This is a genomic window from Streptomyces microflavus (assembly GCF_014650075.1).
In the GTDB taxonomy this organism is placed as follows: domain Bacteria; phylum Actinomycetota; class Actinomycetes; order Streptomycetales; family Streptomycetaceae; genus Streptomyces; species Streptomyces microflavus.
In genome coordinates, this window is the sequence record NZ_BMUG01000011.1 from 96,099 (window position 1) to 108,697 (window position 12,599).

Below are 12,599 nucleotides of genomic sequence, written 5' to 3' on the forward strand. Positions count from 1 at the left end.
CCCAACCTTACTCATGCGTAATTTGGCATGAGCACACAAAGCTTGTGGTCCGGGCCACAGGGCGCACCGCCATCGCACCTCCCTTGAGCCGCAAGGAGACCACTCGATGCTGCCCTGGTTCCGTGCTGCGCGCACCCCACGCACGCGCAGCGTATTCGCCGCCTTCCTCCTGGCCGTCACCCTCCTGGTCGCCCCCACCGCGACCGCGACCGCAGCTGCCCCCTCCGCCGCGGCGGCCACCTCCCGTGGCTGGAACGACTACTCCTGCAAGCCCTCCGCCGCCCATCCCCGCCCCGTCGTCCTGGTCCACGGAACCTTCGGGAACTCGGTCGACAACTGGCTGTTCCTCGCCCCCTACCTGGTCAACCGGGGCTACTGCGTCTTCTCCCTCGACTACGGCCAGCTCCCCGGCGTGCCGTTCTTCCACGGCCTCGGCCCCATCGACAAGTCCGCCGAACAGCTCGACGTGTTCGTCGACAAGGTGCTCGCCTCCACCGGGGCACCGAAGGCCGACATCGTCGGCCACTCCCAGGGCGGCATGATGCCGAACTACTACCTGAAATTCCTGGGCGGCGCCCCCAAGGTCAACGCCCTCATCGGCCTCGCCCCGGACAACCACGGCACCACGCTGCTCGGCCTCACCAAGCTGCTGCCGTACTTCCCCGGCGTCGACAAGTTCATCAGCGACAAGACCCCCGGCCTCGCCGACCAGGTCGCGGGGTCCCCCTTCATCACCAAGCTCACCGCGGGCGGCGACACCGTCCCCGGGGTCCGCTACACGGTCATCGCCACCAAGTACGACCAGGTGGTGACCCCGTACCGCACGCAGTACCTGGACGGACCGAACGTACGCAACGTCCTGCTCCAGGACCTGTGCCCGCTCGACCTGTCCGAGCACGTGGCGATCGGGACCATCGACCGGATCGCCTTCCACGAGGTGGCGAACGCGCTGGACCCGGCACGCGCCACGCCGACCACGTGCTCCTCAGTGGTCGGCTGACGCGCAACGCACGACGGGGCCGAGGCCACTGTCCGGTGGGGCGGACGGTGACCTCGGCCCGTGTTCGTCACTTACGCGTGGTTCATCGGCTGTGCCGGCCACCGGAGGCGGTGGCCCGGCGGCGCTGCGAGGAGAACAGCACGGCCGCACCGACGGCGAGCACGGCGGCACCGCCCATCGCGAGATAGGTGCTGCTGCTCGAACCACCGGTCTCGGCGAGCACATCCTCCTGACCGGCGGCGTTGGCCTGCGGCGCGTTGCCCTGCTCCGCGTCGGCCTCGGGCTCGGCGGCCGGGGCGGCAGGAGCGGCGGCGTTGACCTTGGCCCCCGTGCCGGCGTCGTCGTCACCGTGCCCGTTGTGCTCGACGGAGGACTTCTCGGCGCCCTCGGTGATCGCGTCCTCGGAGGGGGCGGAGGGGGCAGGCGCGGGGGCACTTTCCTCGTTCTTCGGCGCCTCACCCGCGGGCTTCTCCTCCTGACCACCGCCGCCCGCGCCACCGGTCCCCGCCGACCCGCCGCCGAAGACCACATCGGAGCACGCGTAGAACGCCTCGGGGGAGTCAGAGCGCTGCCACACCGTGTAGATCAGCTGCCGCCCCGCACCGTCCGGGATGGTCCCGTCGAAGACATACGAACCGTCCACCAGCGCCGGGTCGGTGGCCTGGGCGAAGGGCTTGGCCTCCAGGTCCGACCAGGCCAGCGGCTTGGTCGGGTCATAGCCCGGCTTGGTCAGGTACAGCTCGAAGGAGCCCTTGTGCGGGGCCGTGGCACGGAACTTGAAGGTGTGCTTGCCCGCCTTCACGGGGGAGGCCGGCCAGTCGGCGCGCGGCAGGTCGAGCCCCTTGAACTTGTCGTTGGCCGCGCTGCACAGCTTGCCGTCCGGAATCAACTCACGGTGCTTGCCGGCCGCGTTGGCGATATTGACCCCGTTCCAGTCGTACAGCGCCTGCGTCCCACCCGCCGCCACCGCCGCCTTGCACGCCGCCGACACCGGGCTCTCCGGCCCCTCCGCGAAGCACGCGGACACCCGGCTCACCGGGTCGGTCAGCGAACCGTGGGCGAGCGCCGGAGTGGCGGCGAGTCCGGCCAGCGCGAACGGTGCGAAGCCGAGGGCGACGATCCCGGCGGCCTTGCGACGAGCGGTCATGGAGGGTTCTCCTTCGGAGCGGCACAACGGTGGGACGCCGGGACCGAATCCGTCCCGGCGATCAGCAAGCTAGCCGCTCGAAAGGACGAAAACGCCTGCTGGGACGCAGGGGAGGGGATCCTTATGGTCGCTTTAAGGTGCGGCTAAGCCGTCGTTTCATTTGGCGGGTCGTGGACCGGCTTCGGATGCGAGGCGCGCCAGCTGGTGCAGCCGACGCCAGTAAGGGGGATCTTCTGCTGCGCCGAGCAACGGCAGGATCCGGTCCAGGTCGGTGACGCGGCGGTGCAGGATTCTGTGACGCTCTCCGTCGAGAGAACCGCCGTTGTTTCGCCAACTGGATACACACCCGGCGATGTCGGCGTCGAGGAGGACGAGGTCGATGCCTGCTCGCTCCGCGCCGGCCAGTCCGGCGGGAAACGGTGCGCGCATGTGTTCCTGCCACAAGTGGGACACGAGGGCTTCGCGCTCATCAGCTCTGTTCACGCGACCATCATCGGACAGCAGCAGGAGTGTCCGGGACGGCTCCGACGGCGTGATCACAGCCGGCCACCGCTGAATCATCTCGGTTGCAGTCGTTGTTGGTTCCGGCTGATCCTTGCGTATTCGACGATCTGGGGGAGAGCGACGTGGGGCTTATTCTGTTCGCGGGAGACGGAGACACGAGCAGTCCGGATGTCGGCTGGTCCTACAGCGGCTTCGCCGAGTTCCGACGGGAGCTGGCGCGCGCCGAGGGGGTCGATCTCGGCGAGATGTGGGGCTTCGGCGGAGACCGGCCCTGGAGTGATGTCTCAACCTCCCTGGAGCGACTCCTCGATCGCCCCGATGACGGTGGGGGCGAGCTTTCCCCCACCGAATGCGCCGTGCTCCTGCCCCGGATCGAGGCGATCGCCGACCGGTGGCGAAGTGAGGCAGGCGTCCCTCGGACACACATCGATGCGGCTCGACAGCTGGCGGTTGTTATGCGTCTCTGTATCGCGAAAGACGTCGAACTTCTCTTCCTCTGATGCCGCGCAGCGAGGGTAGGTCTCACGCTCCCGCAGTTACGGGACACCGCCATGGGGCGCCTCGTAGAGGGTGTCTCACGTGGCAAGTTTCGCGAGCTTCTTGTGGCAGGCCAAGGCGGCGGCCATGGCCAGGCCTCGACTCTGTCGGTCGTTGCGGACCACATACCCGATCTTGAGACCACGAGGAGCCCATGCCAGGCTCATGCCGCATGATCGATGAATTCGCGAAGGACAACCTGCACGGGAGACTGCGGCGGGACCGCAAGGCGCTGCTCTGGAAACTCGACGGCTTGTCCGATTACGACGCCCGCCGGCCGTTGACAGCGACCGGGACCAACCTCCTCGGCCTGGTCAAACACGTGGCCACCGTCGAGGCCAGGTACTTCGGCGAGGCCTTCGACCGCCCTTTCCCGGAACCGCTGCCCCGGTGGCAGGACTCCGACGGCAGCGATCTGTGGGCGGCCGAGGACGAGACCCGCGATCAGATCATCGGGTTCTACCGGCGCACATGGGAACACTCGGACGCGACGATCAACGAGCTTCCCCTCGACGCCCCCGGCCACGTGCCGTGGTGGCCGGAGCCTTATCTCAACACCAACCTGTTCGCCATCATGGTCCATGTCCTGGGCGAGTCCATCCGGCATGCCGGGCACGCCGACATCCTGCGCGAGGGCCTCGACGGTCGGACCGGGTTGCGCGCCGAACACGAGAAGCAGATCGACGGGGAAGCCCGTGCGGCCCACTGCGCGAAGATCGAGCAGGCTGCCAGGTCGGCCGCACCGGTAGAGGCTTAAGAAGGCGCTGAGGTGGGAGGCCTGTCACTGCGCGCCTGGGTCTAGCAGGGGTACGCGCCGAGCGAACCCAGCTGTTTGCCAGACCCTCCCTCTCGTTGCTCGGTTCGAAGATCAGTTACGGCCGGGAGCCGAGCAGGACCGGCCGTGCCCGGTACGGCAGCAGGGCCCGGACCCGCGTGTCGCGGTCCGGGCCCTGCCCCGTGCGGGCGGTGCCGCCCTGCGGCGGCGGCGCGTTAGCTCTGGGCGGTGTCGTCGCCCGTCTGCCCGGTGCCCTTGGCCGCGTTTGCCTTCTCGCGCATCTTGCGCACCAGCTCCGCCTTCTGGTCGGCCGCACCCTGGCGGTCGAGGTTGCGGTGGGGGCCGTTGTTCTGGCGTTCGGCGCGGGACAGCTTCTTGCGCTGGCCGCCGCCCATGCCCACGGGGTTGTTGATGTTCTTGCTCACGGTCACGGGTTCTCCCGGTAATGATGTGAAGTGATCTACGGATTCATCGGTGGGGGACGGGCGGCGACGCCGTAGGACGTCAGCAGAGGCCCATCACGCTCTCACTCGTAAATCGGCGTCTGGAAGAATATGACAAAGACGTTACCCGGTTCCGTCGGCCTCGCACACCAACCCCCTCGCCGCCTCGCTGTCGACCGGGTCTTTCTGCTGGTGGGCTCGATGCCGGCGGGGGATGCGGAACACTTCGCCGGGTGATCGTGATGCAGCCCGTCCTGGAGATATACGTACCTGACGGCTTCGACCTCTGGCCCGTCGCCGAGGTCGAGCCGTTCGACTTCTTGCCTCTCGGCGGTGAGCTTTCGCCTGATGAGGTCGGGACAGCGGTGGCGCGCATCGCCGGTTGCAATGACATCGACCCCGACGGTGACCGCCCGCCTCGCCCCGCCGCCGCACTCGACTCGTTCCTTCACGGGCTGCTCACCTTCGACAGCCTTTTCGCTGCCGGCGGCCTCCGGGTCACCAACACCTCCACAGGTGTCGCCTTCCTGCCAGGCTGCTGCGATGGGCTGGAGGACTGGCGCGACTGGCACCGGTTCGCCGACGACGGCAGGCTGCTCGGTTTCGGCCACGAGCCGATGTCACCGGTTGCGGAGCGCTTCGGCGACACCGTCCGGCTCACGGTCGACTCGGAGCAGAGCGCCAGTCCGGTGATCGAGCTTCCCACCGCTGAGCTCCGCAACCTGCTGACGGGTGTCGAGCGCGACCTGGGCGACTTCCTGGCGTTGGCGGCCGACTGGGCCTCCTGGCAGCTGCCCGGCCGCTCCGCGCCCGTCACAGCGGCCCTCGCTCGCGTTCTCGACCTTCCCGCGCCGGGTCTATCGCCGCAGGGTCAGTACTCCAGCCGTAGATCGTGATGAGGGCATCGGGGGCGGCTGCCGGCGGGCAGGGTCTACGCTGCGACCTGTGGCCACCGCGTGATCGCTTGTCTTCACACACCGATGATCAACAGGTTGCCGCACCCGTCTCCACAGCGCGTCGGGGTCGCCCGGCGTCCGCCCGCCGTTCCTGTGTCTGGAGGACGTGTGCAACGTGGCGAAGTCTGGTGGGTGGAGTTCGACGAGCGGCGGCCGGTCGTGCTGCTGTCGGGAGACGATGCGTCCGGGATCCGGGTGATGCAGGTCGTCGCTGGTGCGGGCGTCGACATCACCGGTCTGGGCGTCGAAGTGGCTGTAGGCGCCGCGGAAGGGCTGCCCTTTGAAGGCGTGCTGCGGTTCGCGTTGCCGCGTCCGGGCCTTACCCCTTGCACGTGGCTGACCACCGTGTCCCGGGACGACCTGATCGAGCGGGCGGGCGCCCTGTCCTCCGCGAAACTCAGCGAGATCGAGAACGCCCTCCGTATCGGTGGACTCGAGTAGGCGAAGGTCGAACTGCGCCGGGCGGTGGGGGACAGCTGGACGGTTTACCTCGACGAGGGATGGGGCCAGGCAGCTCGGCTGAAGTCACCTCGCGACGGCGAGCCTTGCTTCGCCGGTCACGAAGGCGGGGCCCTGGGCCGTCACCGGGCGCTATGAGAGTTCCTTCCGCAGCAACGTGCACATCGTTTCGTAGCGGCGCAATGATCCATCCGGGGCTTGTTCGTCCCACGAGTCCGGCCGACGGTCGTACGCGGCATAGCCGAGCCGTTCGTACAGCGCACGCGCCCGGGGGTTGCTCTCCTCCACGGAAAGCTCCGCCTGGCGCAGACCGCGGCTTCTGATCCGGCGTTCTGCGGCTTCGACCAGGAACGTACCGATCCCGCACGACTGCAATGCGGGGTGGACCGCCAGCTGCCACAGAGTGCCGACGCCCTCCTTGATCTGGTAGTCGATGCCGCCCTTCGCCACAGGGATGTCCGTCGCAGGGCAGATCGCCAGGTAGTCGACCTCGCCGGTTCGCGCACGTTCCAACTGCCCGGCAACACCGGCCAGATGGTGGTCAGAGCCTGCCCACCCGCACGAGGCCAGGTCTGCGTGCACCAGATCGCGGGCCGACAGTTTCAGCACGACGTTCTTCATCTTCAGTACCTCCGGTCAGTCAGCATCCCCGCCGATCGGCAGAGGGCTCAAGCCGGTTTCCCGGCGTTGTCAGTGCTGTGCGTGATACTCGGCAGCAGAGGATGAACGCCGAGGGCGTTACGGGGGCGGGGGCCGGGAGATGACGAACCGTTGGGGTGAGTACGAGGCGGCGGCGGAGGAGGACGAGAGCCTGCCGTTGGAGTACGCCGTGCTGCCAGGGCAGCGCCGGTTGTGGCGGTGGATCGCCGGGGGGTGGGCGGTGACCTATGCCCTGGCCGCTCTGTACATGGGCGCGGGCAGTGATGCCGCGCTGCCGATGTGGGTGGCCGCTCTCGTCTGTCTGCCGGTGACGGCGGGTGCCGTGCACTCGTGGCGCAAGGCCGCCGGAGGGACGCGCATCGACGAGGACGGAGTCACCACCGGGGTCTGGCCCTACCGGCGGCTCTGCCGGTGGGAGGAGATACGGGCCGTCACCACCGTGCGGACCGGCAGCGGACCCAGCGCCCGCACCTTCATCCAGCTCATACGCCAGGACAGCCGTGCCGTGACGCTCCAGGCCCCCGTCGACCTCGCCGAGAACCCGGACCACCGTTTCCGGCGCGCCCACGCGGTCGTGCGGTCCACCTGGGAGGAGCGGTGCGCCGGCGGCACGCCGTGAGGCCAGGTGTGCGGGATCGGACGGGCGTACGCCGGTGGCGCGGCGGCAGGGGCGGGCGCGGGGCCTCAGCCGATCCAGCGGTAGCGGCGTTCTGGGCGGCCCGTGCCGCCGTAGCGCAGGGTCACCTCGGCCCGGCCCGTTCCGGCGAAGTACTCCAGGTAGCGGCGCGCGCTCACCCGGGACAGCGTGCCCGCCTCGGCGCACTCCGAGGCGGACAGGCCTTCGGGGCGGGCACGCAGGGTGCGTTCCACCAGGTCCGCCGTGGGAGCCGCCAGGCCCTTGGGGAGTTCGCGGGAGCCGGGCGGACGCGTGCCGAAGATCTGGTCCACGTCCTCCTGGCGCGCCTCGCCCAGCTCGTCCAGGCGGGTGCGGAGCGCGGCCACATGGCGCAGCTGCTCCTGGAGGGCGGACCGGCTGAACGGCTTGATGAGGTAGTGCAGGGCCCCCGCCCGCAGCGCGGCCCTGATCACTCCGGCGTCCCTCGCCGCCGTGATGAACAGGGCGTCCGTGCTGGGGCGTGAGGTGTCCTGTTCCTCCGCCGTGCGCAGTGCCCGCAGTACGTCGATCCCGTCCATATCGGGCAGGTAGATGTCGAGCAGCACCAGGTCGGGGCGCAGCCGCTCGGCCGCCCGCAAGGCATCGGCGCCGTTGTGCGCCACCCCGACGACCGTAAAGCCGTCCATTACGGACACATAGCGGCTGTGCAGTTTCGCGACCATGAAGTCGTCGTCCACCACCAGCACCGTTGTCACGCCGCACACGCTAAGCCGCGACCGCAACGACCACAACGTCCGTTGATTCCGGAAGAGAGACAGGTTCTTAACGCGCGGGCAACATGTGGGCCACTTCACAGCGAAAGGCGGAACCCGTGCGACTACGCACTCCCCTCGCCCTGGCCGGGGCCGCGTTGCTGGTGCTGGTGGGGCCACCCCTGCTCGCCACCGGCGACGGCTCCGACACCGGCACCCAGATTCCCGGGCTCCGCTTCATGGTCCCCAACACCCCCGGCGGCGGCTACGACATCACCGCCCGCACCATGGCCAAGAACGCCGAGGACGCCGGACTCACCCACAACATCGAGGTGTTCAACCTCCCCGGGGCCGGCGGCACGGTCGGCCTCACCCGGCTGGTCGGCGAGCACGGCAACGGCAAGCTCGCCCTCTCCATGGGCCTCGGCGTCGTCGGCGCCGTCCACACCAACAAGTCCCCGAGCACCCTCGCCGACACCACCCCGATCGCCCGGCTCACCGAGGAGCCGGACATCGTCGTCGTCGCCAAGAACTCCCCGTACCGCACCATCGGTGAGCTGCTCACCGCCTGGAAGAAGAACCCGGCCGCCGTGCCGGTCGGTGGGGGATCGTCGCCCGGTGGGCCCGACCACCTCGCCCCCATGCTCATGGCGCAGGCCGCCGGGATCGCCCCGAAGGCGGTCAACTACGTTCCGTTCGACGGTGGTGGTGAGCTGCTCGCCTCCGTCCTCGGCAACAAGGTCGGCTTCGGCGTCTCCGGTCTCGGCGAGTACCGCGACCAGATCGAGGCGGGCGAGCTGCGGCTGCTCGCCGTCACCGGCCCGAAGCGGGTGCCGGGCATGGACGCGCCCACCCTGCGCGAGGCGGGCCTCGACACCGAGTTCACCAACTGGCGCGGCATCGTCGCCCCGCCCGGCCTCTCCGACGCCGAACGCACCAAGCTCACCGGGCTGATCACCAAGCTGCACGCCTCGAAGGAGTGGAAGGAGTCGATGAAGAAGAACGGCTGGGACGACGCCTTCCTCGCCGGTGAGCCCTTCGGTGACTTCCTCGCCGAGCAGGACCGGCGCGTCGCCACCGTGCTGAAGGAGCTGGGGCTGTGACCACCGAACCCACAGGGCCTGCCGGATCCGAAGGTCCCACTCGTGAGCCCGCCCCGAAGCAGGACACCACCACCCGCTCCTGGCTGCGCGACCACTCCGAACTGGGCGTCTGCGTCCTCCTGCTGGCCATCGGCACCCTCGTCCTCACCGACGCCCTCACCATGAACGTCGACATCGCCCAGCGCGGCCCCATCGGCCCCCGCACGGTCCCCCTCGTCGTCGGTTCGGCGCTCCTCCTGGTCGCCGTCCTCCTCGCCGTGGACGTCCTGCGCGGCGGGCGCGGCGAGGCCGAGGGCGGCGAGGACGTCGACCTCGACGAACCGGCCGACTGGCGCACCGTCCTCCTGCTGAGCGGCGTCTTCCTCGCGGCCGCCGTCCTGATCGGCCCGCTCGGCTTCCCGATCGCCGGGGCGCTCCTCTTCTGGGGCTCCGCCTACGCGCTCGGCAGCCGCCACCACGACCGCGATCCGCTCATCGCCGCCGTCCTCTCCCTCGCCACCTACTTCCTCTTCGACAACCTGCTCGGCGTCCCCCTTCCGGGTGGCCCGCTGATGGGAGTGATCTGACCGATGGACTCCCTCCACTCCCTCCTCGACGGCTTCGGTACGGCGCTCACGCCGGCCAACCTGCTCTGGGCCGCCCTCGGCGTCCTGCTCGGCACCGCGATCGGCGTGCTGCCCGGCATCGGACCGGCCATGGCCGTGGCGCTGCTGCTCCCGGTGACGTACGGACTCGACCCGACCGGCGCCTTCATCATGTTCGCCGGGATCTACTACGGCGCGATGTTCGGCGGCTCCACCACCTCGATCCTCCTCAACACCCCCGGCGAGAGCGCCGCCGTGGTCGCCGCGATCGAGGGCAACCCGATGGCGAAGGCCGGACGGGGCGCCCAGGCGCTGGCCGCCGCCGCGATCGGCCACTTCGCCGGAGGCATGATCGGCACGATCCTGCTGGTCGTCCTCGCCCCCACGGTCGCCTCCCTCGCCATCGGCATCGGCGCGCCCGACTACTTCGCGATCATGGTGCTGGCCTTCATCGCCGTCACCTCCGTCCTCGGCGCCTCCCGCATCCGGGGACTAGCCTCCCTGCTCATCGGCCTCACCATCGGACTGGTGGGCCTCGACCAGATGACCGGGCAGCAGCGCCTCACCTTCGGCTCGCTCCAACTGGCCGACGGGGTCGACGTGGTGATCGTCGCGGTCGGCCTCTTCGCGATCGGCGAGGCCCTCTGGGTCGCCGCCCACCTGCGCCGCTCCACCGGCGAGCCGATCCCCGTCGGCCGCCCCTGGCTCGGCCGGGACGACCTCCGCCGCACCTGGAAGCCCTGGCTGCGCGGCCCGCTCATCGGCTTCCCGTTCGGGGCGATACCCGCGGGCGGCGCGGAGATCCCCACCTTCCTCAGCTACGTCACCGAGAAGCGGCTCTCCAAGCACCGCGGCCAGTTCGGCAAGGGCGCCATCGAAGGCGTCGCGGGACCGGAGTCGGCGGCCTCCGCCTCCGCCGCCGGAACCCTCGTCTCGATGCTCACCCTGGGCCTGCCCACCACCGCGGTCGCCGCCGTGATGCTCGCCGCCTTCCAGCAGTACGGGATCCAGCCGGGGCCCCTGCTGTTCGAACGTGAACCCGAGCTGGTCTGGGGCCTCATCGCCTCGCTCTTCGTCGGCATGGTGCTGCTGCTCACCCTCAACCTGCCGCTCGCCCCCGTCTGGGCGAAGCTCCTGCGGATCCCGCGCCCCTATCTGTACGCGGGCATCCTCTTCTTCGCCGCCGTCGGCGCGTACGCGGTCGGCGGCGAGGCCCTGGACCTGGTGATCCTCCTGGTCATCGGCCTCATCGGGCTCGGCATGCGGCGCTACGGACTGCCGGTGCTCCCCGCGGTCATCGGGGTGATCCTCGGCCCGGCCGCCGAACAGCAGCTGCGGCGCGCGCTCCAGATCAGCGACGGCAGTGCGACCGGTCTGGTCAACACCCCGTTCTCCATCACGGTCTACGCGATCGTGGCGGTGATCGTGGCCTGGCCGCTGGTGCACCGGCTGGTCGTCGTGCGAGGGCGGAACGGCCGCAAGGAGAAAGGGGAATCCGGCACTGTCAGTGGCGGCTGAGACCATCGACGTATGACGACGATCGACTGGGACGCGGCGGCCGAATCCTTCGACGAGGAGCCCGACCACGGACTCCTCGACCCCGCCGTGCGCGACGCGTGGGCCGGGCGGCTGGAGAGCTGGCTGCCCGCCACCCGCGGTGACCTGCTGGACCTGGGCTGCGGTACGGGGAGCCTCTCGCTGCTCGCCGCCGGTCAGGGCCACCGGGTCACCGCCGTCGACCGGTCGCCCAGGATGGCCGAGCAGGCCCGCGCCAAGCTCGCCGGGACCGGCGCCGAGGTCCTGGTCGGGGACGCGGCCCGGCCCCCGGTGGGGGAGCGGGCGTTCGACGTGATCGTGGCCCGGCACGTGGTCTGGCTGCTGCCCGACCCGGCAGCCGCCCTGGCCCACTGGTTCGGCCTGCTGAAGCCCGGCGGCCGGCTGGTGCTGATCGAAGGGGTGTGGGGTGGTGTCGGGCTCTCCGCCGCCCGGGTCACCTCCCTGCTCGCCCAGCACACCGAGCGCGTCCACCACGAGGACCTGGCCGCCGACCCGCGGCTCTGGGGCAAGGAGGTCGACGACGAGCGGTACGCCCTGGTGGCCCGCGCGGAGCCGCCCCACCGGCACACCGAGGTGGTCGACGTCCACCTGATCCTGCGCCGCGGCCCGGACGTCCTGCTCGCCCGCCGGGCCAACACGGGTTACGCGGACGGCCTGCTGCACATGCCCTCCGGCCACGCGGAGGACGGTGAGGACGTCCGTGAGGCGATGATCCGGGAGGCCGCCGAGGAGATCGGTGTCGTGCTGGACCCCGACGAGCTGCGGGTCGCCCTCGTGATGCAGCACCGGGGCCCCGGCGGCGGGGCGCGGATGGGCTGGTTCTTCCTCGCGGAGTACGACCCGGAGCGCCCGCCGCGCAACGCGGAGCCGGAGAAGTGCTCCGAGCTGGACTGGTTCCCGCTGGACGCCCTGCCGGACGACATGGTCGCGTACTGCCGTGCGGGCCTGGACGGTTACCGGGCGGGCGAGCACTTCATGCTCCACTGGCACGAGGACGGCGACCCGATCGCCCACCGGCCGGGCGGCCCGCGCCGGGCCGTGGCGCTGGAGCCCGCCGCCGAGCGGACCGGCCGGGTGCACCACATCGAGCTGTGGGTCCCCGACCTCGCGGGTGCGGAGCGGCGCTGGGGCTGGCTGCTGGAGCGGCTCGGCCACCTCCCGTACCAGCGCTGGGCGGACGGCCTCAGCTGGCGGCGCGGCGAGAGTTACGTGGTCGTCGAGCAGTCGCCCGACCTCTCCGCCGACCACCACGACCGGCGCCGCCCCGGCCTCAACCACCTGGCGTTCCATGTCGCGGACCGGGCCGCCCTCGACTCCCTCACGGCCGAGGCCCCCGCACACGGCTGGCGCCTGCTCCACCCCGACCGCCATCCCCACGCGGGCGGCGAGGGCCATGTCGCCGCCTATCTGGAGGACGAGGCGGGTTACGAGGTGGAGCTGGTGGCCGCGTCCACGCCCCGCCCCTGAAGCTCCCCGCCGGAGCGTGTCCCCGGCGGCCGGTCCAGC

The 12,599-nt window shown here is 70.4% G+C and carries 15 protein-coding genes; 10 read left to right on the plus strand and 5 right to left on the minus strand.

The annotated features are described in order from the left end of the window. Positions 1-106: 106 nt before the first annotated feature. The gene (locus IE264_RS29110; RefSeq protein WP_015607621.1) at positions 107-1,000 is read left to right on the plus strand and encodes an esterase/lipase family protein; all 894 of its coding nucleotides are present in this window, start codon (positions 107-109) and stop codon (positions 998-1,000) included. 82 nt (positions 1,001-1,082) lie between these two features. On the opposite strand, the gene IE264_RS29115 is transcribed toward IE264_RS29110, so the two are convergent. Beyond that, positions 1,083-2,147 (minus strand): lytic polysaccharide monooxygenase auxiliary activity family 9 protein, encoded by a 1,065-nt coding sequence (locus IE264_RS29115; RefSeq protein ID WP_032758297.1) that lies wholly within the window; start codon positions 2,145-2,147, stop codon positions 1,083-1,085. 156 nt (positions 2,148-2,303) lie between these two features. Next, complete coding sequence (locus IE264_RS29120) at positions 2,304-2,687, minus strand: hypothetical protein (RefSeq protein WP_229887835.1); 384 nt, start codon at positions 2,685-2,687, stop codon at positions 2,304-2,306. 86 nt (positions 2,688-2,773) lie between these two features. On the opposite strand from IE264_RS29120, the gene IE264_RS29125 reads away from it, so the two are divergent. Together IE264_RS29125 and IE264_RS29130 are read left to right on the plus strand one after the other, a co-directional pair. After that, entirely contained in the window at positions 2,774-3,151 is a 378-nt protein-coding gene (locus tag IE264_RS29125; RefSeq protein WP_032758430.1) for a hypothetical protein, read from the plus strand. A 209-nt stretch (positions 3,152-3,360) separates the two neighbouring features. After that, positions 3,361-3,945, plus strand: a complete 585-nt coding sequence (locus tag IE264_RS29130; protein WP_032758298.1) for a DinB family protein — start codon at positions 3,361-3,363, stop codon at positions 3,943-3,945. 233 nt (positions 3,946-4,178) lie between these two features. Here IE264_RS29130 and IE264_RS29135 read toward each other — a convergent pair whose 3' ends face one another. Next, on the minus strand, positions 4,179-4,394 hold the full coding sequence (locus IE264_RS29135; protein WP_015607612.1) for a DUF6243 family protein: 216 nt from the start codon (positions 4,392-4,394) through the stop codon (positions 4,179-4,181). Between the two features lie 245 nt (positions 4,395-4,639). On the opposite strand from IE264_RS29135, the gene IE264_RS29140 reads away from it, so the two are divergent. Next, positions 4,640-5,302, plus strand: coding sequence for a hypothetical protein (locus tag IE264_RS29140; RefSeq protein WP_032758299.1), 663 nt, complete (start codon positions 4,640-4,642; stop codon positions 5,300-5,302). A 192-nt stretch (positions 5,303-5,494) separates the two neighbouring features. After that, a complete protein-coding gene (locus tag IE264_RS29145) occupies positions 5,495-5,803 on the plus strand; it encodes a type II toxin-antitoxin system PemK/MazF family toxin (protein WP_229887837.1) in 309 nt (102 codons plus the stop codon). Positions 5,804-5,953: 150 nt separating this feature from the next. Here the strand turns inward: IE264_RS29145 and IE264_RS29150 are convergent, their stop codons facing one another. Next, the gene (locus IE264_RS29150) at positions 5,954-6,442 is read right to left on the minus strand and encodes a GNAT family N-acetyltransferase (protein ID WP_015607609.1); all 489 of its coding nucleotides are present in this window, start codon (positions 6,440-6,442) and stop codon (positions 5,954-5,956) included. Positions 6,443-6,581: 139 nt separating this feature from the next. On the opposite strand from IE264_RS29150, the gene IE264_RS29155 reads away from it, so the two are divergent. Further along, the gene (locus IE264_RS29155) at positions 6,582-7,100 is read left to right on the plus strand and encodes a hypothetical protein (RefSeq protein WP_032758301.1); all 519 of its coding nucleotides are present in this window, start codon (positions 6,582-6,584) and stop codon (positions 7,098-7,100) included. 65 nt (positions 7,101-7,165) lie between these two features. Here IE264_RS29155 and IE264_RS29160 read toward each other — a convergent pair whose 3' ends face one another. Continuing rightward, a complete protein-coding gene (locus IE264_RS29160) occupies positions 7,166-7,852 on the minus strand; it encodes a response regulator (RefSeq protein WP_190167727.1) in 687 nt (228 codons plus the stop codon). Positions 7,853-7,968: 116 nt separating this feature from the next. Between IE264_RS29160 and IE264_RS29165 the strand changes: the two genes are divergently transcribed. From IE264_RS29165 to IE264_RS29180, 4 genes are read left to right on the plus strand one after another with little or no spacing between them, the layout of a single operon-like run. Then, a complete protein-coding gene (locus tag IE264_RS29165; protein ID WP_015607606.1) occupies positions 7,969-8,952 on the plus strand; it encodes a Bug family tripartite tricarboxylate transporter substrate binding protein in 984 nt (327 codons plus the stop codon). Further along, positions 8,949-9,518, plus strand: a complete 570-nt coding sequence (locus IE264_RS29170) for a tripartite tricarboxylate transporter TctB family protein (protein WP_015607605.1) — start codon at positions 8,949-8,951, stop codon at positions 9,516-9,518. Before IE264_RS29165 ends, IE264_RS29170 begins: the two co-directional genes overlap by 4 nt. A gap of 3 nt (positions 9,519-9,521) precedes the next feature. Then, complete coding sequence (locus tag IE264_RS29175) at positions 9,522-11,054, plus strand: tripartite tricarboxylate transporter permease (protein ID WP_032758302.1); 1,533 nt, start codon at positions 9,522-9,524, stop codon at positions 11,052-11,054. Between the two features lie 12 nt (positions 11,055-11,066). Further along, positions 11,067-12,560, plus strand: a complete 1,494-nt coding sequence (locus IE264_RS29180) for a trifunctional class I SAM-dependent methyltransferase/NUDIX hydrolase/VOC family protein (protein ID WP_078657516.1) — start codon at positions 11,067-11,069, stop codon at positions 12,558-12,560. Positions 12,561-12,599 lie beyond the last annotated feature (39 nt).